This is a genomic window from Corynebacterium durum, from assembly GCF_030408675.1.
Classification (GTDB): Bacteria; Actinomycetota; Actinomycetes; order Mycobacteriales; family Mycobacteriaceae; genus Corynebacterium; species Corynebacterium durum.
Genome location: NZ_CP047200.1, coordinates 2,365,997 through 2,392,388 on the forward strand (window position 1 = coordinate 2,365,997; position 26,392 = coordinate 2,392,388).

The 26,392-nt window shown below is 58.6% G+C and carries 24 protein-coding genes, 1 tRNA gene and 1 pseudogene; 17 read left to right on the forward strand and 9 right to left on the reverse strand.

Annotation, left to right across the window (positions count from 1 at the left end):
• Positions 1-41 precede the first annotated feature (41 nt).
• On the forward strand, positions 42-1,829 hold the full coding sequence (locus CDUR_RS11015; protein ID WP_233452946.1) for an ABC-ATPase domain-containing protein: 1,788 nt from the start codon (positions 42-44) through the stop codon (positions 1,827-1,829).
• Positions 1,830-1,970: 141 nt separating this feature from the next.
• On the opposite strand, the gene CDUR_RS11020 is transcribed toward CDUR_RS11015, so the two are convergent.
• On the reverse strand, positions 1,971-2,441 hold the full coding sequence (locus tag CDUR_RS11020) for a GNAT family N-acetyltransferase (RefSeq protein ID WP_179418242.1): 471 nt from the start codon (positions 2,439-2,441) through the stop codon (positions 1,971-1,973).
• Between the two features lie 145 nt (positions 2,442-2,586).
• A complete protein-coding gene (locus tag CDUR_RS11025) occupies positions 2,587-3,696 on the reverse strand; it encodes a thrombospondin (protein ID WP_179418243.1) in 1,110 nt (369 codons plus the stop codon).
• 222 nt (positions 3,697-3,918) lie between these two features.
• Between CDUR_RS11025 and CDUR_RS11030 the strand changes: the two genes are divergently transcribed.
• From CDUR_RS11030 to CDUR_RS11050, 5 genes are all read left to right on the forward strand, one after another.
• Positions 3,919-5,739 (forward strand): dynamin family protein, encoded by a 1,821-nt coding sequence (locus CDUR_RS11030; RefSeq protein ID WP_179418244.1) that lies wholly within the window; start codon positions 3,919-3,921, stop codon positions 5,737-5,739.
• The gene (locus tag CDUR_RS11035; protein WP_179418245.1) at positions 5,736-7,181 is read left to right on the forward strand and encodes a GTPase; all 1,446 of its coding nucleotides are present in this window, start codon (positions 5,736-5,738) and stop codon (positions 7,179-7,181) included. The genes CDUR_RS11030 and CDUR_RS11035 overlap by 4 nt, the downstream gene beginning before the upstream one ends.
• Before the next feature lie 88 nt (positions 7,182-7,269).
• Complete coding sequence (locus CDUR_RS11040; protein ID WP_179418246.1) at positions 7,270-9,216, forward strand: Hsp70 family protein; 1,947 nt, start codon at positions 7,270-7,272, stop codon at positions 9,214-9,216.
• Positions 9,217-9,284: 68 nt separating this feature from the next.
• A complete protein-coding gene (locus CDUR_RS11045) occupies positions 9,285-9,785 on the forward strand; it encodes a hypothetical protein (protein WP_179418247.1) in 501 nt (166 codons plus the stop codon).
• Positions 9,763-10,350, forward strand: coding sequence for an RNA polymerase sigma factor (locus tag CDUR_RS11050; RefSeq protein WP_179419121.1), 588 nt, complete (start codon positions 9,763-9,765; stop codon positions 10,348-10,350). Before CDUR_RS11045 ends, CDUR_RS11050 begins: the two co-directional genes overlap by 23 nt.
• Before the next feature lie 13 nt (positions 10,351-10,363).
• On the opposite strand, the gene CDUR_RS11055 is transcribed toward CDUR_RS11050, so the two are convergent.
• The 3 genes from CDUR_RS11055 to CDUR_RS11065 form a co-directional block, all read right to left on the reverse strand.
• Positions 10,364-10,840, reverse strand: a complete 477-nt coding sequence (locus CDUR_RS11055) for a hypothetical protein (RefSeq protein ID WP_179418248.1) — start codon at positions 10,838-10,840, stop codon at positions 10,364-10,366.
• Positions 10,841-11,010: 170 nt separating this feature from the next.
• On the reverse strand, positions 11,011-12,312 hold the full coding sequence (locus CDUR_RS11060) for an MFS transporter (protein ID WP_179418249.1): 1,302 nt from the start codon (positions 12,310-12,312) through the stop codon (positions 11,011-11,013).
• 184 nt (positions 12,313-12,496) lie between these two features.
• A tRNA-Lys gene (locus tag CDUR_RS11065) sits at positions 12,497-12,569 on the reverse strand.
• A gap of 131 nt (positions 12,570-12,700) precedes the next feature.
• Between CDUR_RS11065 and CDUR_RS11070 the strand changes: the two genes are divergently transcribed.
• The 6 genes from CDUR_RS11070 to CDUR_RS11095 all read left to right on the forward strand — a co-directional run bounded on the left by CDUR_RS11070 (position 12,701) and on the right by CDUR_RS11095 (position 16,869).
• Positions 12,701-13,585 (forward strand): LysR family transcriptional regulator, encoded by an 885-nt coding sequence (locus CDUR_RS11070; RefSeq protein ID WP_179418250.1) that lies wholly within the window; start codon positions 12,701-12,703, stop codon positions 13,583-13,585.
• A gap of 57 nt (positions 13,586-13,642) precedes the next feature.
• Positions 13,643-14,530 carry an alpha/beta hydrolase gene (locus tag CDUR_RS11075; protein WP_179418251.1) on the forward strand — a complete coding sequence of 296 codons (888 nt, stop codon included), beginning with the start codon at positions 13,643-13,645 and terminating at the stop codon, positions 14,528-14,530.
• Between the two features lie 10 nt (positions 14,531-14,540).
• Complete coding sequence (locus tag CDUR_RS11080) at positions 14,541-14,936, forward strand: nuclear transport factor 2 family protein (RefSeq protein WP_179418252.1); 396 nt, start codon at positions 14,541-14,543, stop codon at positions 14,934-14,936.
• Between the two features lie 200 nt (positions 14,937-15,136).
• Entirely contained in the window at positions 15,137-15,472 is a 336-nt protein-coding gene (locus CDUR_RS11085) for a hypothetical protein (RefSeq protein ID WP_179418253.1), read from the forward strand.
• 219 nt (positions 15,473-15,691) lie between these two features.
• Complete coding sequence (locus CDUR_RS11090) at positions 15,692-16,003, forward strand: hypothetical protein (protein WP_218865444.1); 312 nt, start codon at positions 15,692-15,694, stop codon at positions 16,001-16,003.
• Positions 16,000-16,869: a sigma-70 family RNA polymerase sigma factor gene (locus CDUR_RS11095; RefSeq protein ID WP_179418254.1), complete on the forward strand. Its 870-nt coding sequence runs from the start codon at positions 16,000-16,002 to the stop codon at positions 16,867-16,869. The genes CDUR_RS11090 and CDUR_RS11095 overlap by 4 nt, the downstream gene beginning before the upstream one ends.
• Positions 16,870-17,033: 164 nt before the next feature.
• Here CDUR_RS11095 and scpC read toward each other — a convergent pair whose 3' ends face one another.
• On the reverse strand, positions 17,034-18,551 hold the full coding sequence (gene scpC, locus CDUR_RS11100) for a succinyl-CoA:acetate CoA-transferase ScpC (protein ID WP_179418255.1): 1,518 nt from the start codon (positions 18,549-18,551) through the stop codon (positions 17,034-17,036).
• A gap of 322 nt (positions 18,552-18,873) precedes the next feature.
• On the opposite strand from scpC, the gene dusB reads away from it, so the two are divergent.
• Positions 18,874-20,043 (forward strand): tRNA dihydrouridine synthase DusB, encoded by a 1,170-nt coding sequence (gene dusB / locus CDUR_RS11105; RefSeq protein WP_179419123.1) that lies wholly within the window; start codon positions 18,874-18,876, stop codon positions 20,041-20,043.
• 165 nt (positions 20,044-20,208) lie between these two features.
• On the opposite strand, the gene pstS is transcribed toward dusB, so the two are convergent.
• Both pstS and mshD read right to left on the reverse strand, forming a co-directional pair.
• A complete protein-coding gene (gene pstS, locus CDUR_RS11110; protein ID WP_290207621.1) occupies positions 20,209-21,291 on the reverse strand; it encodes a phosphate ABC transporter substrate-binding protein PstS in 1,083 nt (360 codons plus the stop codon).
• Positions 21,292-21,301: 10 nt separating this feature from the next.
• The gene (gene mshD / locus CDUR_RS11115; RefSeq protein WP_179418257.1) at positions 21,302-22,156 is read right to left on the reverse strand and encodes a mycothiol synthase; all 855 of its coding nucleotides are present in this window, start codon (positions 22,154-22,156) and stop codon (positions 21,302-21,304) included.
• Positions 22,157-22,187: 31 nt separating this feature from the next.
• Between mshD and CDUR_RS11120 the strand changes: the two genes are divergently transcribed.
• Together CDUR_RS11120 and CDUR_RS11125 are read left to right on the forward strand one after the other, a co-directional pair.
• The gene (locus CDUR_RS11120; RefSeq protein ID WP_179418258.1) at positions 22,188-22,949 is read left to right on the forward strand and encodes an LmeA family phospholipid-binding protein; all 762 of its coding nucleotides are present in this window, start codon (positions 22,188-22,190) and stop codon (positions 22,947-22,949) included.
• A 20-nt stretch (positions 22,950-22,969) separates the two neighbouring features.
• Entirely contained in the window at positions 22,970-23,665 is a 696-nt protein-coding gene (locus CDUR_RS11125) for a heme-binding beta-barrel domain-containing protein (protein WP_006062472.1), read from the forward strand.
• A gap of 28 nt (positions 23,666-23,693) precedes the next feature.
• On the opposite strand, the pseudogene CDUR_RS11130 reads toward CDUR_RS11125, so the two are convergent.
• A pseudogene (locus tag CDUR_RS11130) lies at positions 23,694-24,589 on the reverse strand (aminodeoxychorismate lyase).
• 40 nt (positions 24,590-24,629) lie between these two features.
• Between CDUR_RS11130 and ygfZ the strand changes: the two are divergent.
• Together ygfZ and CDUR_RS11140 are read left to right on the forward strand one after the other, a co-directional pair.
• Complete coding sequence (ygfZ, locus tag CDUR_RS11135) at positions 24,630-25,724, forward strand: CAF17-like 4Fe-4S cluster assembly/insertion protein YgfZ (protein ID WP_290207629.1); 1,095 nt, start codon at positions 24,630-24,632, stop codon at positions 25,722-25,724.
• Between the two features lie 373 nt (positions 25,725-26,097).
• Entirely contained in the window at positions 26,098-26,304 is a 207-nt protein-coding gene (locus tag CDUR_RS11140; RefSeq protein WP_179418259.1) for a DUF3073 domain-containing protein, read from the forward strand.
• The last annotated feature ends 88 nt before the right edge of the window (positions 26,305-26,392 follow it).

Genomic DNA, 26,392 nt, shown 5'->3' on the forward strand with positions numbered 1-26,392 from the left:
TTCCTCAAGCCAGTCTAGTGCACGGCTGTACCATGACTGTCATGTCTTACCACCGTAATGATCGCAACAATCACTCTCGCAACCACCACCGCCGAAGCAACAATAATCGCAACCCCCACAACAACGAGTACCGCGAACATCACCATGAAGATGACCTGCGCCGCGCGTTAACCTCGCTCGATGGGAAAAGTTACGGAGCATACAAGAGCCTGCGCGGCTCCTACCCCCTGGCACCGGGCATAACATTATCGATTGATCGTGTGCAGACGGACCCGTATGCCCCACCCTCGTTGATGCGCATCCTGGTCGACCTAGCAACAGCCCAGGTTCCCCAGGACCTCATCAACGATGCTGAAGGCAAGATCGCCACGGGTGATTTCTTGACCAGGGCTTTTTCACATGAGGCATATACCAGCAAAGTCGCCAGGGAGGTGAGCATTGGCCGCCCAGGGCAGGCTGTGTTGGAGCGCACCAGCATCCTGTTTACGGACAAGCGCCTAGAAGCCCGCATTATGGTGGCGCTTCCCGCTGCGGGCCGCCGGATTCGCGGCCGAGAGGCGGAGGAATTGCTTGCGGATATTCTTCCCGAGGTAGCGGAATACAGTCTTCTCTACAAGAATCTTGATCAGCAGAAGCTCCGCGATCACGTCATCTTATACCGTGACCAGCAGGATCTGCGCCGTCAACTCAACAGCCGCAAGCTTGTTGCTTTTGTTGGCAACGGCGCGATTCTGCCGCGTCGTTCGGGTGATTCGGACGAACCATTGGAGCAGGGTGCCACACCGTTCCAGAGTCCACAATCGCTGCACACCGAGTTTTCTCTCCCCAGCGGCCGCACGATCACAGGCATGGGTGTGCCGGAGGGGATCACGGTGATTGTGGGCGGCGGTTATCACGGCAAGTCCACACTACTGAAGGCGATGGAGCGGGGCGTGTATTCACATATCCTCAACGACGGCCGGGAGTGGGTGATTACTCACGCGGATGCAATGGCGATTCGCGCGGAGGATGGCCGCGCGGTGACGGGCGTGGACATTTCACCGTTTATTAATAATTTGCCGTCGGGCACGGATACGCACCGGTTTTTCACCACGAACGCATCGGGTTCGACCTCGCAGGCCACGAACCTGGTGGAGGCCCTGGAGGCGGGCGCGCAAACACTCTTGATCGATGAAGACACGTCGGCCACAAACTTCATGATCCGCGACGAACGCATGCAGCAGCTCATTCCTGCGAAGGATGAGCCGATCACCCCATTTGTGCAGCGTATCCGCCCGTTGTTTACGGAGAAGGGCGTCTCGACAATCCTGGTGGCGGGCGGTTCAGGCGCGTTTTTCGACGTCGCGGATCACGTCATTGCCCTGAACTCGTACGTTCCGAACGACGTGACGGTGCAGGCCCACAGCATTGCGAATCGGACGCCACAGAATGACGCGGCGTCGATACGCGTTTTCGATTCCCCGAACCCTCGCGTCCCGGCGCGGGATGGCTTGCGGGAGCCAAGTAAGACGAAGCCCGCGAAGGCCCGCAGCCGCACGGATATTCAGTACGGGCGCGAAAACATTGATCTGATCGGGTTGATGCAGCTTATCGACGTCGCGCAAACCACCGGCATTGCCCACGCTTTAGATTCCATTGCGGACCGATGTGATGGCAACACCAGCCTTGCGCAGCTGGTGGATCAGTTAGTACAAGACCTGGACGAACACGGTTTGGACGTGTTGTCGCCGCATCGTGGACATCCGGGGTTGTTTGCGCGTCCCCGCAGCCAGGAGATTATGGCTTCAGTGAATCGGTACCGCAAGCTCAAGCTTAGTGCTGGGCGGTGAGGTCGAAGTTCTTGGGCTGCAGTGCTACCGCCCGCGACCAGGGGTTCCCAATCTCACTCCTGCAGAGTTTGTATATCGTCAGGCCTGAAAACGGAGTGTTTTTGACCTGGGCGTATACATACTTTTATGCAACACCCCTCCTCACGCCAGCTCTAGCACCAACGTCCCGGTATCAAACCCCGACCCTGCCCATGCAAACCCGGCGCGTTCATAAAGCCGGCGCGCCGGGTTGCCCTCTTCCACGCTGAGGCTGATGCGCCGGAGTCCTTTCGAGCGGGCGGCGCGGATCGCGGCGTCGATAAGCTGACCGCCAACTCCCCGTCTGCGCTCACCCTCCGCGACCCAGATGCTGAGTTCAGGGGTGGCTTCGTCGACGAAGCCGAAGCCGGGGTCGTCGGCGGTGAAAAAGCGCAGCCACACCACACCAATAGCCCTACCGTTGCTGTTTTCGGCAACATAGCCGAAGTCTGATTCTTGCCACGGGTCGTGGTAGTGGCGGAAGTACGGGTTGGTAAGCACGTCGTCCCGAGTGAAGCGTTCTTCCACCCAGTTCACATTGCAGAAAGTTGCTTCTACTAGAAGGTCACGGTCGTCGGCGCGGAGTTCTCGCATGCCTTATATACTGCCACTGAAACCGGCCTCGAAGGTCTCCCAGTTGGAGGCTTCATCATGGGTAGGCGGCATGGGTAGGCGGCCCTGACCACCGCTACTTATGGTCGGGCCGCCTAGTCTGCGTTTCCGGGTTCTGCCTCAGGTGTTACAGCCCGGAGATGTCGTGGTCGGGCATCATGGGTGCCTCGTTGGTGGAGTGTACATCGGTGTAGGTGTCATAGTGCCCATCGTTGTCGGTGTCGGTGGCCATGGAGTCTGCCCAACCGTCGTGGTTGTGGTCGAACAGGGCGTCGTCGGGGTTACCATCGCCGTCGAAGTCACCGTGCTGCTCGTCAAGCCGCCCGTCAAAGTTGTTGTCAATGTCAACACGGTCGACGGTGCCGTTAAAGTCTGTGTCGTCCTCCACGAGGTCAATGTGACCGTCGTGGTTGGTGTCCGTGAACCGAATGTCGGTCAGCCCGTCACCGTTGGTGTCCTGTTCCACCATGTCGGTGATGCCGTCACCGTTGGTGTCAAATGCCAGGCTGTCGCCGTAGCCATCGGCGTCAAGGTCGATCTCGTGGTGGTCGCTGACGGGTGCAACACCCGGGGTAGTACCGCTTGGAGCAGTGTCACCAGGAGCCGCTCCCCCTGGAGCAGCACCGGAATCGTGACCTGCGGCGGCCGCGCGCTGGGCGTCGGTAATCGCATTCACACCGCTGGTGCTGTCGATGACGCCGTCGTCGTTGTTGTCGTATTCGTTGTAGTCACTGGTGCCGTCGCCGTTGGTGTCGTAGGCGATGCTGTCCACTGTGCCGTCGTCATCATAGTCTTTGAGGGTCACATCAAAGACGCCGTCTCCGTTGGTGTCCACTTCCTTTTCATCCATGTGACCGTCGTAGTCCAGGTCAGTGAGCACCGTGTCCATCCGGCCATCGCCGTTGGTGTCAATGGAGTCTTTGTCGGCGGTACCGTCATCATTCCTGTCTTCGGTCCGAACGTTGGTCACGCCATCGCCGTCGGTGTCGTATTCGAGAACGTCAGCAGTGCCGTCTTCATCCGGGTCGGTGATGCGCATGTCAGCGCGGCCGTCGCCGTTGGTGTCTAGATCGAAGGTATCAATGTCGTTGTCACTATCGGTGTCGTACTGACCCATCACCGTTCCAGTGACCGGGTTGCCGTTCACGTCCACGGTGTGGATGGACTCTGCGTTACCAGCAGGGGCGCCAGCGGTGCCAGCAGCGTTGTTAGCGGTAGTGCCGTTGGGGTCGCTCATGATGTGGTCCTTTCCTTCTCACACCTTCACGGTGCGCTTGCGATGTTGTCGATGATGGAATGCACCCATGCGGAAGAATGTTCCCGAAGTGCCAAAAAATTTTTTACTTCAGCCCTAGTCCAGCTATTTTCCTGGGAAAATAGCCAGAAATCTCCTGCATGGAAGAACGCTGTGCTATTAAAGGTGATGGTACTGTTTTCTCAACAATAGTGAAGGCTGCGCATGTCCCACGGATCCCCGGCCGCCGCGTCTCGCACCCCTGAAGAGTCAGTGACACGCGCGGCGGACATTGCACGACGATACGGTCAAGACAGCGCTGCGGACCGCGCAGTCCAGATGCTGAATGCCACATTCCGGGCGGGCACAGTGGTGGTTATGGGGGAAGTGAAACGGGGAAAGTCATCACTGGTCAACGCTCTGATTGCCCAGCCGGATCTGCTGCCCGTTGACGTTCTCACCTGTACCAGCGCACCGATTCGCGTGGCTGTCTCCCACGACGGCCCGGTTGTTCCCCAGGTCACTCTTGTGCGGGGCACAGAGCGGGAAATGATATTGGCCACAGAACTCGCCCGCTGGGTGACGGTAGACGGGGTGGGGTCACTACAGGGCAACACCAACGCTGGCCTGGAAGAGTCGCAGGATCCACCCAGTTCAGCGGAGATCTCCGTACGATACCCGGATATGGACGGCATCACGGTCGTCGATACGCCCGGCGTGGGTGGGCTGGACAAACGCGCCGTTACCGCAGCGCTTCAGGAGGCACGGCACGCCGGTGTTCTGCTCATGGTGTGCGATGCCTCCACCCCCATCACCGCGCCTGAAATGGACATCCTGCGACAGGCCCACGATTCCGTCGGCGGCGTCATCGTCGCCGTGACCAAGACGGACAAAAACACCCGACGCTGGCGCGCCATCGTTGAGGACAACAAGCGACTGATCAGCAGCCACATGGGTATCGACGTCCCGGTGGTCGGCGTCTCCAGCCTGCGCGCCCTTGATGCCGCACGCTGCATCGATCCTGCACGCCGAGCAGAGTTGGAACGGCGTTCCGGGATCGCGCAGCTGCGTTCACAACTTCGTGCGCAGCTGCGGCAACCAGCGGCGATGGGTCAGCGCGCGGCGCTGCAATCCATCACCACAACCCTGACGGGAATTGCCAAAACGGTGCGGGATGACATTCGCCTACTAGCGGAATCCTCGACAGCGGTGGAGCAGTTGGAAGCCGAGAAAACCACCCTGGAGCGGCTTCGGGAGGAATCCTCCGAGTTTGAGCAGCGCTTCCAACGTGACCTCGCGGTGGCGCGCACCCGGGTGACGGAGGGGCTGGACAAAGCCCTAGAAGAGGTGCGTCACGAATGGACGCAGCAGATCAATGCGGACTCGCTGCGCGTGCTGCGATCCAAACCTCAGGTGTTCACCAGCCAGATTGAGACGGAACTGGCCGTGGTAATGGAAGACACCGTGGGCGCAATGGTGGAGGAAATTTCCGAACTTGCATCGGCGCTTTTCCCCGACCGCCAGGAACTGATCGCAGAGATCATGGGGACCACGGTGGCGTCGTTAACCCCGGCGGAAGTCTCGGGGCACGAGGTGGAGAAGAAAACCAAGGACATCATTGACCCCAGTGTGCTGATGATGGGCATGATCGGTTCGGGTGCGTTGGCGGCCATCATCCCAGTGGCACCGCTGGCGGGTGCCGTGTGGGTGGGCGTTAACCTGGGCTACCGCGCGATGCGAAACGGCAAACAACATTTGATTACGTGGCTTCGGGAAACCACCGCCAGCGTGCGCACAGCCACCACCCGCATGTTGGATACCCTGATCACTACGGCACGCACGGATGTGATGCTGCGGTACCGCGCTGATCTGCGGACGAAGATCAAGGAATTGCACGGCCGGATCGACCAGGCTCGGGAGGCGGCGCGCGAATCGGAGGGAGAGCGCCAGGAACGCAGCGCCCGGCTGACGCGGAACGTCCAGATTATCGAGGCAACGATTGCGGAGTTGGGTCGGCACCTGCAGCAGGGAGGAGCACGCGCATGAATCCATCACGCCAGGAGGCCATTGAAACCATAACGCTGCTGCTCACCCAGGCTATCGACGCCCTGGAATCCGGCGGCCCCGAACTTGTAGAACCTGCGTCGGAACTTCGGGAAATGGTGACCCGCCCGCCACGCGTGGCCATCGCCGGGCGACTGAAATCCGGCAAATCAACGCTGGTCAACGCCCTTACCCAACACCACATTGCCGCCACGGATTCCGTGGAATGCACTATGGCGGTGAGTATGTATCTTGACGGTGCCCCAGCGCGCGCTGAGGTGGTGGGCTTGGACGGCCGGGTGGATCGTGTCAGCCTGGGTCAGGGGCCGCTGGACCATCTGCCACGTCCGCTGGACGAGGTCGATTACGTGCGGCAATTCGTGCCGAACGCGAGCTTGCAGCGGCTATCGCTGATCGACACCCCCGGTACGGCGACGCTGACGGTGGACAACGAGCAACGAACCCGCCGAATGCTTATCGACGGCACGAAAGACACCCGCCGCGCCAGCGCTTGGGCGGACTGCGTGGTGTTCCTTTCTGATTCAGCGCCGCGTGAAGACGAGCGGGTGTTTCTGTCACAGCTGGGCATGACTCCCTTGACGACGATGGGCGTGCTGTCCCGTGCTGATTCCTTTGGTGCCGGAGCATTTGGAAACCAAGACCCCATTCAACTGGCGGGAGTTCATGCCGCACGCATTGCCGAGCAACTGGGATCGGCGGTGCGGACAGTGCTCCCACTTTCGGGACTGCTGGCGGAGTCCGCGCTGGTGGGGCAGGTGACGGAACGGGTTGCCAGGAGCGCGGCGGCGCTGGCGCACCTAGATCGGGACGGGGTGTTAGACGTGATCGAGGTGGACGACCCCTCGATTATCGTTCCCGGTTTCACCGCCGCGATGCGCGATGAACTGTTAGATGTGCTGGGCGAATACGGTGTGATGGTGGGGCGTTCGGTGGCTCACGCTCAGGGGGCGGTGGGACTCATGCAGTGGATGCGTGATGTCTCGGGCATTGACTCTCTGACAGATCTGCTCACCGGCGACAATGCGTACTTCGCAGTGCTACAACGCGCGGTACGCATGTTGGACGCCCTGGAAGACCTCTCCAACAACTACGCCGTGCGCGACCACGTGCGCTGGGTACAGGAGATTCTTCTCGGGCAGCCGCAGATGCATGAGGTTCTGTTGTATCGCAGCTACCGGGACACGTATGTGAGCACCCCGGATTCCTCCCTGCTGGGTCCACTGCGGCAGGCCATCACAGCCGCGACTTCGGCAGAAGTGGCAGGACTGTCACCGTCTGCCGACCCCACGTCTGTGCGCGCACGGCACGAGCAGGAACTGGGCAGGCTGCAGCAACTCGCCATGACTCCCCTGTCAGCGGCCGAGGATGAGGCGCGGGAGCGTCTCATCATCGCGCACCAGCAAGCACTGCGATCTATGACATAACACGTCTCGGGAACATTATGGGCCTGGGATGTATTACACCTGTACATCACGCATATAACCAACAACGATAGGTTTAGGTGAGCACACAATGAATGCACCGGCACAATGGCACATCGCCGTGGATTTTGGCACATCAAACTCGGCGGCAGCGCACACGGCACCGATGACAGGCGCGGTGGAGACACTTCCGCTCTCTCACCGAAGTAACCTCATCCCCTCAGCGGTGTTTGTGCAGGCCGACGGGGCGATCCACTGCGGGGATTCCGCAATATCGCTGGGGCGCAGGGACCCATCGCGGTTGGTGCCAGCACCGAAACGCTACATCGGGCATGATCAAGTGCAGGTGGCCGGTCAAGATGTGCCGCTCAACGCCCTCATCGGGGCTGTGCTGTACGGGGTACTGGAACGGGGGCGTGCTCAGCATTCGGGTGAAAACCCAACTACTGTCACCCTCACCCACCCGGAATCCTGGTCGGTGCACAATGTGGACATGTTGCTGTCCGCAGCAGCAACGGTGGGACTGTCAAAAGACACCATCCGAACCATCTCAGAGCCGCGAGCAGCGGCAATCCACTACGCCGCCCAGCAGCACATTCCAGCTGGTTCCCATGTGGCCGTGTTCGACTTCGGCGGCGGGACCCTAGATATTGCGGTGCTGCGTGCGGAACAAAACGGCGACTTCAGCGTGGTCGCCGCCAAGGGCGACAACACGCTTGGCGGCCGCACCATTGATAATGTGCTGTATCGCTGGGTGCTGGACCAGGTGGAACACAACGACCCTGATACCGCCGACGAACTCAAATCGGCTGAGGTGTCGGTCATGCACTCCCTGGACCAGTCAATCAGGGAAGCCAAGGAAATGCTCTCTGACACGTCCTCGGCCACCATCACCGTATCCACCCCTCGGGGCGAGCACGATTTCCTGATCACTCGCGACGAATTCAACACCCTCATCGACAAGGTTGTGGGGCGCGCAGTGGAGCTGACGCAGGCGGCCTTGAGCCAGGCGGGCGTCGATAAGAGCACGCCGATTTACATGACCGGTGGGTCGTCACGCATACCGTATGTGCAGAACCGCCTTGGTGAGGTTGGTACCGTCATGACCCTGGACGACCCGAAAACCGTGGTGGCCCGGGGTGCGTTGGCCGCAACCATGATGGGATTCACCGAAGGATCGGGGCAGGTCACGGCAACGAAATCGCAGCAGCCCAACAATCCTTTCGGGGTCGGACCCGGAACGGTGGGCGCGGCACAGGCAGCCTCGCAAGGGCAACAAGGAGCCGGGCAAGCAGCACAGGGTGCGCAAGGGGCCGGGCAAGCAGCACAGGGTGCGCAAGGGGCCGGGCAGGGTCAGCAGAATACCGGCACTGACCAGAACCCACCGCAGCGACATCGCGCATCCGCAGCCGGTAACCGCGCGGCAACAGCCCTCAGCGGTATCTCCAATCGCAAGAAAGCACTATTTGGCGCAGCGGCAGTGGCTGTGCTGTTGCTGGGCTTCATGACGTACCAGTTCTTCTGGGGAACAACCATGGTCACGAAGGTCAACACCACCGCAGCGGACTCAATGATCCCACTGACGGAACGCTACGACACCGCCTCGCAATTCCTGCCCGAAAAAACGCTCCAAGCAATGCAAGATTGCGAAGGCAAAGCCAACGAATACAGCGACGACCTCACCGTCAACACCGTCTACGACTGCTCATTGTTAACCAGCGCCATGAGCGATGCCCCCAAAGTCGGCAGCTCCACCCCAAGCACCATCTACTGGATTCCTGGTGACGATGCGAAACAAGCCCGCGACGAACTCGAATCCGGCAAAGCAAACAAAAGCTCAAAAACCACCAGCAAGGAACGACTTCAGAAATCCTTCCGCAACACACCAGAAGTAGGTTACGCACTCACCGAAACCGGCTCTGGCTTCGTCTACGCCTACTATCCGCGACAAAAATTCACTCTCTACTTTGAAGCCACCTACGACGCCACCCCCGACCAAGTCAAGGAACTCACCAAGTACCTTGGGTGGACATCCTAAACAATAGGTACAATCAGCCTCATCACCATCGGTTCCCTCGCTACACCCGATGCCAAGGAGGTGACCCCATGACACGGCCCGACGGCCCCGACAACCAGGAGTTCGACGACCTCATGCTCCCACCTCTTGACGCCCTCTACGGCTCTGTAGCGACACCACTTACCGACGACATGCTTGACCGCATGCTCGCCGTTGCCTTTGACCCCATGACCCCCGACCCGGGGATCAACCTTCCCAGCTTTGACATTGATCTGAATGACTTCGCCGACGACGCACACCACAACGACATGTACGATGGCGGGTTTGGCGCCGACGACAGTGATCATGATGACCTGAGCGATTTCTTTGACACCCCGGACGATGGAGATCTGAGGACGGGGCATCTCGACGACGGGCACGTTGGTGAGGGCCACATTGACGAGGGGCATGACCTTCACGATTTCGGGGACTACGACGGCGGCATGCACAACGGGGGCCATGATGACACCCTCCACGACGGCGCGGATCATGGGTTTGCCGACCACGGTTATGCTGATGGCGTCGACGATGACCTCCTTGGAGGCATGTGACGTGGCGGAACAGCATCCCACCGGGAGCAACACCAGCGACGACATTGCGCTCATCACCCGCGCTCAGAACGGCGACACAGCCGCATTTGGCACACTCATTCGCGACGCGCACGGGCGCATGTGGGCAGTGTGTCTCTCCATCACCGGCAACCACCAGGACGCCGAAGACGCGATGCAAAACGCGCTGACCGCCATCTGGCGCAACATCGGCAGCTTTGAACCCCGCGCGCGTTTTTCCACCTGGGCATACCGCATCGCGTCCAATGCCGCGCTACAACTCATTCGGTCCCGCCGTGACACCCCCGATGCCGAGGCAGGCATCCAGGAACCCGACAGGCATTCGCCTATCGACGACCGCGTCACCGCCGGGATAGTCATTCGGCACGCACTTGAACAACTTGCCCCCGAATTCAAAGAAGCCATCGTATTGCGGGAATACGCGGGCATGAACTACCAAGAAATAGCCGAACACCAAAACGTTGGGGTTCAAACAGTAAAAAGCCGACTTAACAGGGCGCGCGCAAAGCTTCGCGATGCCCTCGAAGAAGTCGGCGTGAGCATATAGGTAGCGTGTAAGTTTAAAACGCGGGTTTGTCGCTGAAACCCTCGTGGAACGCCCACCAATTCACCTCATCACTGTCGGCTATGTGCCATTTTCCATAGTCAGAGCGATATTCTGGAATCCAGATACGTTTGTATTGACTATTGTCAGATTTTTCTACGCCAACAAAAATAGCACTCCAATTGGTATAGCCGCTTTTACCAATACGATGCTGCCACTTCTCTACGATGCGAGTGATCTCATTACTCTGATCATCTGACATCCACTTCCCCAGAAAACGCTGCCCATCACCGACAATGAACGGGCAGAACATTGCGCCGACCAGCCCTTTATCTTCAGAGACAACCTGATTGATAAGAACAGCAGCCCGTGTCCAATCACGCGACGCATGGTTTGCCGCCAGGATAATGTGATTTAAAAGTGCGGCTGAGTACTCGTCATCAATATCTCCAGAATAGAGCGGGTAGTTGGGCTTATTGGTTTTTAATTCCATTATCACTCTCTTTGTGCTGGATGGACCTGCCTGACCACACCATTATCAATGAGAGAGCGGGAAAATTCCATCCAGAAAGCACTAATGAGATAAATATTGCAGTATACCCTAAACATGTAACAATTTTATTGTTCAAGGTAACATAATAATACAGAGAGTTGCTTTATGCATTAAGGCCCAATGACACTAGCGGACGATATCACTTCTGTGCTAGCTGAAGGCCAGCCCTTCATTCCAATAAGCCACACTGCGGCGAACAGCATGCCCACCAAGGCCACTGTCATGGAAAATTGAACGGACACCGCCGTGGCAACGGCCCCGCCAATCAACGCACCCGGGACCTCACCACCCAAGGCAATCATTCTTTCCGTCGCGGCGATCTGCCCCACCATGCCATCAGGTGAGGCTTGCTGGCGGGCAGTATTGAACAACACCATGCACAGAACCATGCAGAACGAAAACACCGCTTCAGCGAGCGCAACAGCTGTAATCCGCGCGGCGTGGATGGTAGTCATCTGCGCGCACAGCATAACGAGTACAGATGCCGCTGGAATAACAAGCGATAAAGCATAGAACTTTTTTGCGTTCTGTTCCGCCGTGGCGGTACTAGAAAACGCAGCCCCGAGAAGACCGCCCAGTCCTCCAACGATGCCGACCAGCGACATTACCCACGTCTCAAATCCGAGGACGCGTACACAGTAGATAACAAACACAGCCTGGAAGATGGCGCTGAAAAAGTTGAAATGCAACCCTGTTGCCGCCAAAGGCCGCAGGAATCCACTGCGCAGAATGTAGCGGAGGCCGTCTAAAACTCCACCGGAGGTGGTGTCGTGCGAGCTGTCGGTAGTCTGGGCGTCGGAAGCTTCTAATGTTTGCTGTGCCCGGATTGCCTTGGTTGAAAACCAGACGGTAGCAGCGCAGCCTGCGGCGATGGCGAAGCTCATCGAGCTAAACAGTGCCGCTGCTCCGAACGTCATGAAAGCGAGAATCGCTCCCCCAAGCCCCGGCCCACCCAGCGAGGAAATAATCTCCGAAGTTCGTAGCAGCGAATTAGCGCGGTTGAGTTCTTTACCGTCGCGGCCAACATATTCCACAATTGCGGTACTAATTCCCGCATCATGCAGCAGGGATGCAATACCCATGAGGAACAACGTGAGGTAAAGAATCGGAAGCGAGGGACCAGCAAACAGCGAGAAGGCAAGCGCTCCCACGCCTGCCGCACGGACGAGGTTTGCGGTAGTGATTGAGGAAGCGCCACCCCAGCGGTCCACCGCCTGGCCGACGCCCAATCCAAACACCAGCGCCGCTGCGGATTCTGTGAGATTCAGAATAGCCACCTGCATGGCTGTCGCATCAAGCAGCTGAATCGCGGCAAGAGGAGCGATGAAAAGTACCACCTGCAGCCCAATAGATCCCCAGAACTCGGAGGCCGTCAGCAGGCCGAGAGCACGTAACTTATGTTCTTTGCTCATGCGTGTGCACCGCTATCAGCAGCATAGGAAGAAACGCTTCGGAAACGCATGTGTGCTCCACCTTCACTGTGATGCCATCATTTTTCTTTGACGACATCAGCATATTATGCACCCGATGAGCACGAAAAAAGCCACCCCAACTCACTAGCTTGAGCAGAGTGGCTTAACTGAACAATATAAAAAGTGGGCCCTGTGGGGCTCGAACCCACGACCTGCGGATTAAAAGTCCGTAGCTCTACCAACTGAGCTAAAGGCCCATGGCTGCATGGTAGCAACCAACAGTGAGCTATTTTAGCGGTTTCACTCTGGCTTTGGAAATCGCCCTGCTAGCTGGTCTTTTCCGAGAAGCACACTTGCCTAGCAGCAACAATGAATACACTTGAACCTTATGGACGTGCATCTTCGGGATCTTCGCTACTTCACCGCAGTCGCGGAGGAGCTGCACTTCCGCAAAGCAGCCGAACGGCTTTTTGTGAGCCAACCCGTTCTCTCCAGGCAGATCGCACGCCTGGAACAAGACCTTAAGGCGCAGCTTTTCATTCGAGACCGCCGTTCGGTCCAGCTCACATCGGCAGGTGAAGCTCTTCTTCACCGCGCCCGCCACCTACTAGAAGACTGGGATGCTGCCACGAAAGAAGTCGCAATCCTAGCACGCAAAGAACAATCAGTGCTGGTCATCGGGCTTCAAACGGGAGTTGGGCGTGGAATGCTTCACACACTTACACAGGCGCTGAATGCAATCCAGTGGCGGCCGGAGCTTCACCAAGTGGCCTGGAACGACGCGACTGCGGGGGTTGAGGCCGGGGATTGTGACGCGGGATTCGCCTGGTTAGGCACCACCATAAACCCACACTGCGGCTATGTGGTGGTCGCGGAGGAACCCATCATGCTGGCGGTAAACAGCCAACACCGACTGGCGGGGCGTCGTCAAGCGTCTTTTGCGGAGGTCAGCAACGAACCCCTTGTGGTTTTGCCTGAAAGCGCCAAAGAATTGCGATCGTTTTGGCTGGCGGAGCATGCGCGCCACGGCTCGCCAGCGCCGATTGCCTGCGAGGCGGCAACCGCCGACGAAGCGCTGGAAAACGTCGCTGCGGGAACCGGTTCGGTTTTCATATCCGCAGGAAACAGCGTCCTTTACGCGCGTGAAGGCGTGCACTTTCTTGAGGTACCGGACTTGCCGCCCGCGCGGCTTGCGTTCCTGTGGCGGGCAGGCGACACCCGCGATGTCATCCGCGTCGCGGCCTCGGCACTGCAGCAACGCGGTGATGCCTAATCGCTATCACAGAAAGTATTGGACGCGATACCACCCAGCCGCCTAGCGTCACACAGTATGACGCAACCTTTTACTTCAACCCGAGTTCGTTTTCAGTCAGAGGGCGACAGGCTTGTGGGCAATCTGCACACGCCTATACACCACGATTCGGATTCCATCATTGTTGTCACCGGTTCGTGGACCACAGTTAAGGAACAACAAGCCGAGTTCTACGCACGACTTCTCGCCGCCGAAGGCTTCACTACTCTCACGTTTGATTTCCGTGGGTTCGGGCAAAGCGAAGGATCGCCGCGCTCGTGGGAAAACCCGGACAGAAAGATCAGCGACATTCACGCCGCGGTCACGTATGCCGTTGAACAGCTCGGTGCGGCACGCATCGGGGCGCTGGGGATTTGCGCATCGTCGGGCTATCAGGCCGTAAACGCGGCGTCGGATAGCAGGGTGAGTTCGCTGGCCATGATCGCGCCGTGGCTTCACAACATGCAGCTCGTCGCGCCCTACTACGGTGGCGAAGCTGGGGTACAGGAGCGCATTGCGGCATCCTGCGCAGCCCACGCCCGCTACCAGGAGATGGGCGAGGTTGACTACATTCCCGCCATCTCCACCACCGATCCTGCGGCCGCAATGTACGGCCCCTACGACTATTACCTCGATCCACAACGCGGCGACATCCCCGAATGGGACAAGCGCATCGCCACCATGTCATGGGAACCGTGGCTAACGTTTAATCCACTGATCAGCGCCCCACAGATCACCATTCCCGTCCACATGATCCACTCCCCCGATGCCGCAGTCCCCGACGGAGCTCAACAATTTTACGACCACCTGCCCGGCCCCAAGAAACTGCGCTGGATCGAGGGAACACAACTGGACTTTTACGACCAACCAACGCAGGTGAGCCACGCCCTGCGCACCACCGCCGACCACTTCCGAAACACGCTCTAAGGATTGCTTCATGGACCCGCGATTCGACATCATCACAACCCTTAACACCCTGTTCTGGGCCACCGACCACCACGACTGGGACACACTCGCCCACGTCTTCAGCGACCAGGTCACCCTTGACTACGGCGAACCGGAACTGCTCTCCCCGCAAGAAATCATCGGCCGCTGGAGGCCCGTATTCGAAGGCCTCGACGCCCACCAGCACCTGGTCAGCAACCACCTGATCACCCTGCGTGACGACGCCGCGACGGCCACAGCCTCCTTCATCGCTACTCACCAGCACGCCCACGGTACCTGGACGCTTGGCGGCGATTACCGATTTTCCCTCCACAACACCCCAAGCGGCTGGAAAGTTACGGCTATGGAAATGAGGCCGGTGTGGGAGGAAGGGGTGGGGATCGGCTAAGTCGCTATCTAATACCAACCATTGAACATTGATAGTGCAACGTTTTGCATGAAGGTTTGTGCATCCTAACAGAGCGCATGGCACTTCCCGCCCTGGCGATAGACCGATTCAGCAAACCGCATAATCGGTAACGTGCTCCCTAAACTCCTGGATAACCCATATAGACGGCCCTTCATCTCCCTCATACAAGGAGCACAATCATGCATTTCCGCAGAGCTTTCAGCACGTCAGCGGCCGCTATCATTGCGGCAACCGCCCTTACAGCCGCACCGACCGCCCAGGCGGAGCAGTTCGACACTGGTTTGGGTACAATGCCCATCGGCGAGTGGGGGAAGGTTCGCTTTTTGACCCCCAACGACCCCCAATTCTGGGATCCCACGGTTACGACGCCGCGTATTGTGTCGCCGCGCGGGACTGAGAACCTTGAATGCAAGGCATTCCACGGTAAAGCTACCGGATGCCGCCAGGATGGGGTGGGTCTACGAGCTCTTCCGCTGCCGTGGGAAGTGTACGTTCCCGTCAAGGGCTTGTCCTAACCCTGCACAACACTAAAAAACAACGTCCCGCCACCGTGCGCCAGCTAGTTAAGGCGCGGGAGGCGGGGCTTCAATCATGCACAACTCAGAAAAATAGCTAGAGCACTAAATAATAATGGCTCAAAATGTGACTGAAGACACATATTTTCCAGTCACATCCAGACACGCTGCAACGTCGTATAGATGAAAGCATGGAAATATCACACGCAGAAATAGGAGATGGCAGACATGCAGCGGTTAATCGAATTTTCAACGGATGCTTCCGGTGCCAAAGAGATTGACACAGCTATCAGAGCAGCATTTGACACGCTGCACAAAGAAGACCCAGACTCAGTTCGCCTTGCATATTGGAGACTACGTGGGACTGATAAATTTGTGGCGCTGATTGAACTTGATGATGAGAAAAACAATCCACTACTAGGCTTCGAAGCCACAGCAGCACTACCCAAGATGATTGGGCTTCATGCTCAAGGCGGCTATCCAACGCCTCAGGAAATAGAATTGGTCGGAACCTACGGCTTCAACCTATGACTATTGGTCCAGATTCAGATGCCTTCGCCTCGCAGGAGCAATACCTGCGGGCGTTGGCTTATCGTTTTTTACAAAAGACAACAGATGTAGACGATATTATGCAAGAGGCATGGATTCGCTACAGCCAAGCCAATAAGGATGAGATTGTCAATCTCGAAGCATGGCTAACCACTGTTGTCACGCGGCTATGCCTGGACACAATAAGGCAAAATCAAAAATTTGTTTCATATAATTCCGCCATAAATCTTACAACAAATAATAATTTGCCTGAAGCCAACTTGGAACTAATCAGCGATGTGGAATCAGCTTTCAAAATCATATTAGCCGAGCTAACCCCTTCGCAGCAGATTTCCTTCATCTTACATGACATTTTTAGCTTTACTTTTTCCGAAATTGGATCAATCTTAGGCATTAGCGAAGTTGCCGCCCGACGCCAGGCTAGCCGTGCCCGTGCCATCATTCAAAACAGCAATCTTGACACCGCTCAACGTGAGAATAACAATGAGCAACAGATTGTAAGTGCATTCCTTACAGCGGCACAACAAGGAGACATTGAGGGACTAATATCAGTTCTTCACCCTGAAGTCACCAGAATAGCTGATTCTGACACTGTCAAAACAGGAGAACCATCACATATTAGCGGCATCAAGAATATCATTAATGAAACAATTACACTTCAAGCTAACGCGCAAGATGCAGACGTCTATTTATTATCACGTAAACCGGTAATCTTGGTGGGAAGCCCAGAAAAACCCAGACTATTACTAACTTTTAAAATATATAACGGGAAAATCTATAGATACAACGTTATCTCTGACTACTCAAAAATTAATTCACTAATACTATCTGGGGTGAAGCCACTGTAGCGTAAAACACTAAGAAGGTTTTCTCACCAGGAGTGCAGACTTGAAGTCCCTCATATCAGGCAGTTATGAACCACACAACAACGACGCCCCGCCACCGTACGCCTTGTAGTTAAGGCGCGGGAGGCGGGGCGTCGTCACGCGGCGACATAAAACGCAAGAAACACCTAGGAAAGCTTCATGGTGCCGGTTTCCTGGAACCGCTGGTGGAAGCTGAATGCGGTGGCCAGGTCGTGCGGGGTCTGCAGGGTCTTGCGTTCCGTGGCTGCCTTGAGCGCGCGGTCGTAGTATTCCTCAAGCAGCGGCCGGTAATCCGGGTGTGCGAGAGCAATGATTTTTTCTACGCGCTGGCGCGGTGCAAGGCCCCGCAGGTCTGCGTAGCCGTACTCGGTGATAATCACCTTGACGTCTTGTTCGGTGTGGTCCACGTGGGAGACAAACGGAACGATGGCGGAGATGGCACCACCCTTGGCGTCGGAAGGCGTGATGAAGGAGCTAATGTAGCCGTTGCGGGTGAAGTCCGCGGAACCGCCGACACCGTTCATCATGCGGGAGCCGATGACGTTGGTGGAGTTGACGTTGCCGTAAATGTCGGCTTCGATCAGACCGTTGGTGCAGATCAGGCCAAGGCGACGTATGACTTCGGGATGGTTGGAGATCTGCTGAGGGCGCAGAATAATGGACTCGCGGTACTTGGATGCCTCATTGTTCATACGCTCGGCGTATTCGGGCGATAGGGAGAAGGCGGTGGCGGATGCGACCGTCATTTTCCCGGCGTCGATAAGGTCGACCATGCCGTCCTGAATAACCTCGGTGTATGCCTGAATGTTCTCGAACTTGGAGTCCAGCAGGCCGCTCATCACGGCGTTCGGCACGTTACCGACGCCGGACTGCATGCGGTAGCCGTCGTAGGTGAGGCGACCAGCAGCAACCTCGCCCTCCAGGAAGTCCAGGAAGTGGCCAGCGATCTGCTTGGACTGCTCATCAAGGGGCTTGAAGGGGGCGTTGCGATCCTGCAGGTCGGTTTCCACCACAGCAACGACCTTGTTCACATCAATGTCGATGTAGGGGGTACCGACACGCTGGCCGGGTTCCGTAATCGGAATGGCCACGCGGTTGGGCAGCGGGTTGTTGCGCCAAATATCGGCCATGCCTTCGAGTTCTTCGGACTGCCAGGAGTTGACCTCAATGATGATCTTCTCCGCTGCATCCAGGTACTCAACGTTGTTGCCAATGGAGGAAGAAGGAATGATGTGGCCTTCCTCGGTAATGCGCACAGCCTCCACGATGGCAACGTTCATGCGGCCAAAAAAGCCCTGCTGCACGTACATGCCGGACTCGGACAGGTGGTAGTCCGCGTAGAGGCTGGTGCCGTCGTTGATCTTGTTACGCATGATCGGATCGGACTGGTAGGGGGTGCGGAACCGAACTGCATCCGCCTCAGCCAACACACCATCACAGTCTGGAGCGGTGGAGGCACCGGTGAACAAGTCGATCATGAATTCATCGCCTTTGGCGTGCGCCTCCTTCGCACGTTCCGCGATGGCGGTGGGCAGAACCTTCGGGTAGCCAGCACCGGTAAAGCCGGAAATGCCGACCTTATCGCCATGGTTGACAAACTGTGCGGCCTCGTCGGCCGTCATCACCTTAGAACGGAGCTGAGCGTTAGCAATCCGATCGGACATGTATTCCTCCTCAAGCGCCGGGTGGCCAGCTGCAACGACCACGCCGGAGATGTGACACATCGACTACCCAAGCAGCGCCACAGGACACACTGTGACTCACTTAGACAATCAGCAAGCTAGTTACCCTCACCACAATAAACCATCCGCCCCATCCCTGCTTTTTGAACAAATAATCGTGTGGACTTTCACCCAGAAAGCACCCCCAATAGCCACCCCCTCCAGGTGTGGTGCCGTAGCGCCTGTGAGTCAGCCCATCGCCGGGTTGCTGAAATTGGACTTCCGGGATTCTGGTGAGTTTGTCGCCCATCCGGAAGTATCTACAATGGCCTGCGTGGCACAACCAGCAGCTCCCCTGTCCATAGGCTCCCTCACCCTCACCTCCCCCGTGGTGCTCGCACCCATGGCCGGGGTGACCAACGTGGCATTCCGCACGCTGTGCCGCGAGCAGGAGCGAGAAAAGATGGGCAGCGTATCCGGGTTGTATGTCTGTGAAATGGTCACCGCCCGCGCGCTGGTGGAACGCAACGAAAAAACGCTACATATGACCACCTTCGCCCCTGATGAAAACCCCCGATCACTGCAGCTGTACACCACCGATCCGCACTGGACCTATGAGGCCGCGAAAATGATTGTGGATGAAAACCTCGCCGACCACATCGACATGAACTTCGGCTGCCCGGTCCCCAAAGTCACCCGGCGCGGCGGCGGTTCAGCACTGCCCTATAAAAGGAAACTGTTTGGCAATATCGTCGCCGCTGCCGTTCGCGCCACGGAAGGCACGGATATTCCAGTGACGGTGAAGTTCCGCGTGGGCATTGACGACGCCCACAAAACCCACCTGGATGCCGGGCGCATTGCCGCAGCGGAAGGCGCGGCGGCGGTGGCGCTTCACGCCCGCACTGCGGCGCAGCGGTACTCCGGCAAGGCCGACTGGTCGGAGATCGCGCGGTTGAAGGAACACATGGCCGATTCGGGAATCCCGGTGCTGGGCAACGGCGATATTTTCGCAGCTTCTGACGCTGCAGCCATGATGGACCAAACGGGTTGCGACGGCGTGGTGGTCGGCCGTGGTTGCCTGGGCCGCCCCTGGTTGTTTGCCGAACTCGCCGCCCAGCTCACCGGCCGTCCCCTACCCCCACAACCCACGTTGGGTGAAGTGACGCGCATTATTCAACGCCATGCCGAGCTGCTGGCAGCCCACCATGGTGAGGAGCACGGCTGCCGCGAACTACGCAAGCACGTGTCCTGGTATTTGCGAGGCTTCCCCGTCGGAGGCGACATGCGCCGCGACCTCGCCCGCGTATCGACGCTCGCGCACCTCGCCGACATCCTCGCCCCCTTCAGCGACTCCCCCGCACTCGCCGATGACGCTGATGGGGCGCGCGGCCGCCAGGGTTCTCCTGGGAAAGTCGTGTTGCCGGAGGGCTGGCTCGACGACCCGGAAGATGACACCGTGCCCGAGGGTGCTGACATTATGCACTCAGGTGGGTAAGGGGATGTGCAAGGTAAGTCCACCGACAAGCTCGAAAATGGGCTGTTTTCGTACCTGGTAGTAGACCTATATAACAAGCATGAAAAATGTGCTTACGCTCAAGCTCAAAAACAGCTGTTTTTCGTGCTCAGAGATAAGCACACTGCACACCCCACGACTCCTTAACTAACTCAGCGCCGCCACCGCAGATTCCATTCGTCCTTTGTGCACTCCACTCAGCGGCGCATACCCCAGGTTGCGGAGTTCGTCATCTTGGTGCCGCAAGGCAACGGTGAGAAAGTCCTTCACGCGTTTGCGCACCTCGGGCGGGTATCCCGCCGAGCAGACAATGCTGTAGCTGGTGACAATAAGTGGGTAGCTGTCGGGTTGTTTCGCGGCGTCGTATAGCGCATCGGTATCAACCACGAGGTTGTGTCCATTGTTGGCGAAGGTGGCTTTGGCCACGGCTGCTTCCACCGCAGGCCCCTCGGGAACAACGGGTCCCGCACCGAAATCAATCGCGGCAAGACCAAGTCGCGCGCCCACGGCGTAGCCGGTTTCCACGTATCCAACCGCGCCGTTTGTGTCACGGATGGTATCAACAACCCCGTTTGAGCCGCTGGCCCCCACACCCCCGTACCCGGCGTAGTCCAAGCCGGTGGTGTTCCACGCCCCGTTTGTGGTGCCTTTAAAAAAGCGTTGCAGGGTGTCTGTGCTGCCGGAACGGTCCGATCGGTAGACGGGCGTGATGTGTTCTTCGGGAAGGTTGACTCCCGGGTTCAGCGCGGCGATGGCCGGGTCATTCCAGGTGTGGATTTCGTCTTTGTATATCCGGGTCAGTACGTCGGCGTTGAGCACGAGTTTGGGCACGCCGTCAAGGTGATAGGTGATGGCGAGTCCGCCGAAGGCCAGGGGCAGGTGCCAGGCTTCATTGCCGCCGCATCGTTCCGCAGCTTGGCTGGCCTGCTCGGCGGTCAGGGGCGTGTCGGACCCCGCAATGTCGACGGTTCCCGCCAGGAAGTTTGTTTGGCCTTCCCCCGACCCCGCAGGCGGGTAGGACAGTCGCGCGCCGGGGACGGCGGTGGCGTACTTGATGCCATAGAGGTCCATGGCGCGCTTTTGGGCGCTGGAACCTTCGGCGAGTACCTGGCCTTCGGTCTTGGTCAGTCCTGGCTCGTCGACAAGGCCGATGGGGGTTTCACGACTTTCTACGCATCCAGCGAGGCACCCGGCAACAAGGAGGGTCGAGATGATGGCGACACGTTTCACGGGCACTTCCTTAGTTTTCCGCCGACTCATGGGCATAGAGCACATGGTTTTCCACTTCTTCAAAGCCTAGTTTTTCATAGGCCGCCACGGCGGGAACATTATCGGCCTCCACATACAAAATGATGCGCCCCATCCCGGCCTCCGCTAGGTGGTCAAGCCCTAGGCGCACAAGCGGATCGCCAAGCCCGCGCCCACGATAGGCGGCGGCGAGTCCCACGACGTAGACTTCCCCCAGCTCAGTGCTGTGCCGTTTAGTCCAGTGGAAGCCCGCAAGTTGGTCGCCGTCCCACAGCAGGAGCACGTCGGCCGAGTTGAACCAGCTCGCGGCCATGGCTTGGTCAAGGCGAGCGCGATCCCAGCCGCCTTGCTCGGGGTGCCAATCGAAAGCCTCGTTGTTAGCCGCAAGCCAGGCGTCCAGCACCGCATCCCTACCGAACCGTTCGGCGGATTCGTCAAGGTTCAGGCAGACCATGCTGTCCGGCAGCTGGGTTTCAGCTGGCACCCAATCCACGCCCATCACTAAAAGTTCGCGTATCGACGCCCACCCACGCGCCGCCGCCAGGCCCTTCGCCGCTGGCAGGTTCCCATGCGCCCACACGTGCGCGCTCTCCCCCAGTGACCCAAGGAGCGCGGTGCCCAGACCGCGGCGTCGATAAGCGGGGTGAACAACAAGTTCCCAGGAAGCCCCATCCCCGGCGGCCAGTGCCACCACCTGGTCGTCGGTGAGAATGTAGGCGTGGGTGTGCCCCAGCTCCGGTTCGGAAAGTCCGCGCAGGAACTGCTCAGACAGCGGTGCCACGCCGTCGTGAGTGGTGGCGGTGTCGATGAGTACAGTGTCAGGAACCGTGCCGTTGTGAATGCGCATACCTTCCAGGCTAATGATATGAATTGTAAGTGTGAAGCTACGCCGTCCCGCCGTTATTATCTCCAGTGCCCTCGCGCTGACGTTCGGAATTGGCTGGCTTGTGGATAGCATTGTGGCGGCACGGGTGGAAATGCGCATCGCCCAAGAAATCGAGGCCGTCACCCCGGTGGAAAGCAACCCCCGCATCTACGTTGGCGGATTCCCCTATTTGCTGGCGCTGAGCACGCACAAAGTGCCGGCGATCACCTCAGAAAGCCTGGATGTGCGCATTCCTGGCCTGGGGTTGGTGAACCTGCGCACCGAGGCGGACCGTGTGACGCTCAGCAACGAGCAACTTTTAAACGGCAACATTGAAGGGGCGAAGGCAAAGGCACTGTCGCACTACATGCGTCTCGACGGCGTGGCACTCGGCAGCTTCCTCAACATCACCGACCTGGACATCAGCCATCCCTCCGACATTTCCCCTACCAGCACCTCCGCCTCCGAGGCGCAGCTCACGGGGACGCCACCGAACTTCACGGAACCCGTGGTCGCCGAGGTGAAACTCCGCATCAAAGGAAGCACCATCTCCATCGAACCCACCAGCGTGCGCGGCGCGCCACCAGGCCGGGAAGAAGAAGCACTCAACGCCTTCTCCTGGACCGTGGACTCCACCGAGCTCCCCCTCGGTGGGCGTGCCACCAACATCAACTGCAACGGAGGATCCATCTACATCTCCTCCGAAATCTCCAACGTGACGCTCAGCTACAAGGACTTTGCGCCGCTCCTACGCGAAAACCAAGAAGAAAGCTAGAGTGAGCTAGGGTGTAGGGCATGACTGAAAGCCCTGATAACACTGCAACAACCCAAGATGCCGCCAACTCCACCGCAGACGAGATCCGATTGGACGGCAACGCCGCCGTGAATCTCGCTGCGGAGCAATCCAAACTCACCGGCGGGCGGAACATTCCGACGTTGAGCGGCATTGACGGTCTTGACGACCTCCCCGTTGCCGAGGACACCGCCAACCTGCGGCTCGGCCCTAACCTACACGACGGCCTGCTGGCGTTGCTGCCCCTCATTGGTGTGTGGCGCGGTGCTGGTCAAGCAGATTCAGCGTCTGACGGTCAGTACGCTTTCGGCCAGCAGCTCATTTTCGCCCACGACGGCGAAAACTACATTTCCTACGAATCGCGCATCTGGAAGCTCGACAAGGAGGGCAACGCCACCGACCAAGACCAGCGGGAAACCGGCTTCTGGCGGATCAACGACAAAGACGAGATCGAATTCATCTGCTGCAATTCCTCCGGTGTCGTCGAGATTTTTTATGGCAACCCCCTGAACGAGCGCGCGTGGGAAGTGGAATCCGCCTCCACCATGGTCACCGCAACCGGTCCCGCCGAGCTGGGTCCCGGCAAGCGCCTCTACGGCCTCATGCCCACCAATGAGCTGGGCTGGGTAGACGAGCGCATGGTGGGCAAGGAACTCCGACCGCGCATGTCCGCGCAGCTGGCACGCGTGGTCGGGTAAGGCGTGGTCGGATAAGACGCAGGGCAGGTCAGCTCAGCGCTGCGAACATCATGCGTCGCACTTTGTCTTCGTTAGCGGGTGCGGGCAGGTGAACATCGTTGATGCAGGTGACTCGAGCGGCAACCCGAACGGAACTGACCAGCCAGACCGAGTCGGCGTCGATAAGCTGTTGAACAGTGAGGTCGGTTTCCTGGCAGTCCCAGCCCTTCCATTCAGCGTGCTGGTACAAGGCAGCCTGCGTGGTGCCGGGCAGGACGTCGCCGCCGGGGTCGGGGTGAACAGCGCAGTGCCTTGTGCAGCAACCACCGTCGAGGTGGCCCCCTCCAGAACGCAGTCACCATCAACGTAGATCACATCATCAAAGCCACAGCTTCGGGCATGCCGCAGGGCCGCCATATTAGCCGCGTAGCTGAGCGTTTTCGCGCCAACGATCATCCAGGGTGCGGCCTCATCGGGCGTGGTGGTCACGCTGAACCCACGTGGAGCCGTCATCACCGACACTCCCAGATGGCGCTGCTCCAGATGCTCCACAGGGATCTGCTTCACAGTAATCCAGGCGCTGGGACGGTTCGTGGCGGTGCGGCCACGGGTGAGGGTCCACACGCAGGAGGCATCAACGTCCTTCGGCCAGGATTGAATGGCCTCGGCCGTGGCTGCGCGCCAATACTCCGCATCCGGCTCCGGCAAGCCCAGCAGCGCCGCCGATGCGGCGAAACGTTTGCTGTGGCGCTCCAGATTACAAGCATGGCCATCGCGGATCAGTAGAGTTTCGAACACACCGTCGCCGCGCGTGACGGCAGCATCATCCCAATAAATCAGCGGCAATTCTGGATTGTGATGGCGGATCGGACCGCCAAACGTATCCATAACAACAACGACGGGTTTCACGGCGGATGCGGCGGGGGTGGCGGCATGTGAGCTCATACCCTAGATTATCCACGCTTTGTGGGACTACGATGCCAGTGTGGCTACTTTGCACCCTTCACCACCCCCCTCACCGTTACTTTCACGACCAGGTGCGGCGATCGCCCGCGATGCTGATGCCGCAATCGGGGGTACCAACGTCGCCTGGCACTACGGCAATCCGCTGGGGGAACAACGCTACCCCACCATGCTCATCGACCGCTCCGACCGGCAGGTGGTACGCGTCACTGGGCCAGAAGCCCCGCAGTTTCTGAACAACCTCCTCTCCCAAAAGCTTGACGACGCCCCCGATGGATTCAGCGCCGCCGCACTCGACCTTGACCCCCAGGGCCGCGTTCTGCATCACGCCGACCTGCTCATCCACGACGGTGCCTTCTACCTAGACGCACCCGCCCCGCAGGCGCAATCCCTTCACGACTACCTCACCCGCATGGTCTTCTGGTCCGACGTCACCATCGAACTCACCGATCTAGCGGTGCTTACCCTCCTCGGCGACCCCATTGACCTGCCGGAGGATGTGCTTAGCCGCCCGGTCCACTGGGGCGGAAAGCCGCGTATCGATGTCCTGGTGCCCCGTGACCATCTTGAACCCACCGTGGCAGCCCTCGAAGCTGCAGGCGCCCAACTGGCTGGTCTCATGGCCTATACGGCAGAGCGGGTCACAGCGCTGGAACCTGACCTGCTTCTGGACCTTGATGAAAAAACCATCCCCCACGAAGTACCAGGGTGGATCGGCCGCCTCGGCGATGACTCCTGGCCTGGTGCCGTACACCTAGAAAAAGGCTGCTACCGCGGCCAAGAAACAGTGGCGCGAGTACACAACCTGGGCCGTTCCCCACGGGTGCTGGCACTGGCACACCTTGATGGGTCCGCCCCAACGCTGCCCGCACCGGGCGACGAGCTGAAAACCTCCGGCGGTCGGTCACGTGTGGTTGGTCGGATTGGGACCGTTGTGCACGATGCAGACCTGGGGCCTATAGCACTGGTCCTCGTCAAACGCAGCGCTGCGGGAAGTGCAGGCTTGGTTGCGGGTGAGGCTGGCGAGGTGGCCGTGGCCATTGATGCAGATTCCATTCCCGCCGACGATGGCGAGCGCCCCGGCCGGGCCGCGATCAATCGCCTGAAGGGCCTGTAGGCGACGGTAACGGTGGCCTGTTGACGGCAGGTCAACAGGCCACATCGCCCCTATTTAGGGGTAGTTTTGGAATGAGTAAGACTTCTTTGGACATACCTTTTTAAGAAGTTACGTGATAGATCAACAACTACCCGGCTGCTGTTAGAGCACCGCCTACTAGCTGGGATTCATCACTGTGTTGAACAAGCCCCCACAACACGACACGCTATTGCACAAAAACACCAATCGCGCTCACAAGAGTGCGAGGTCAAACACTAATTGCGGCATTTTCTCCTCACACCAGCTATTGTGTCTAACAGGAATACACAGTAAGACAAAGCTCAGAGGGTGCCGAATTCCCGCAGCACCCCGCTCACTCCAAGGGGGTCAGGCCATGGGTCGCGGCCGTGCCAAGGCAAAACAAGCCAAGGTTGCTCGTCAACTGAAGTACAACTCTCCTGATATGGATCTGGATTCGCTTCAACGGGAGCTGTCCGGAAAGTCGGATCGCGGGTCCTCGTACCCCGAAGACGACCAATATGCAGAGTGGGCTGATTGGTCCCCCGAGGACGAGGATAATCCCGAATCCAAGTGGCGCTAACAGCCCGTGTGCTGACGCCCACAACTCACCCCCAGTGATACGGGCTTTCAGCATCGCGACAGCGAGGTAGGCACACGCCCACCTCGCT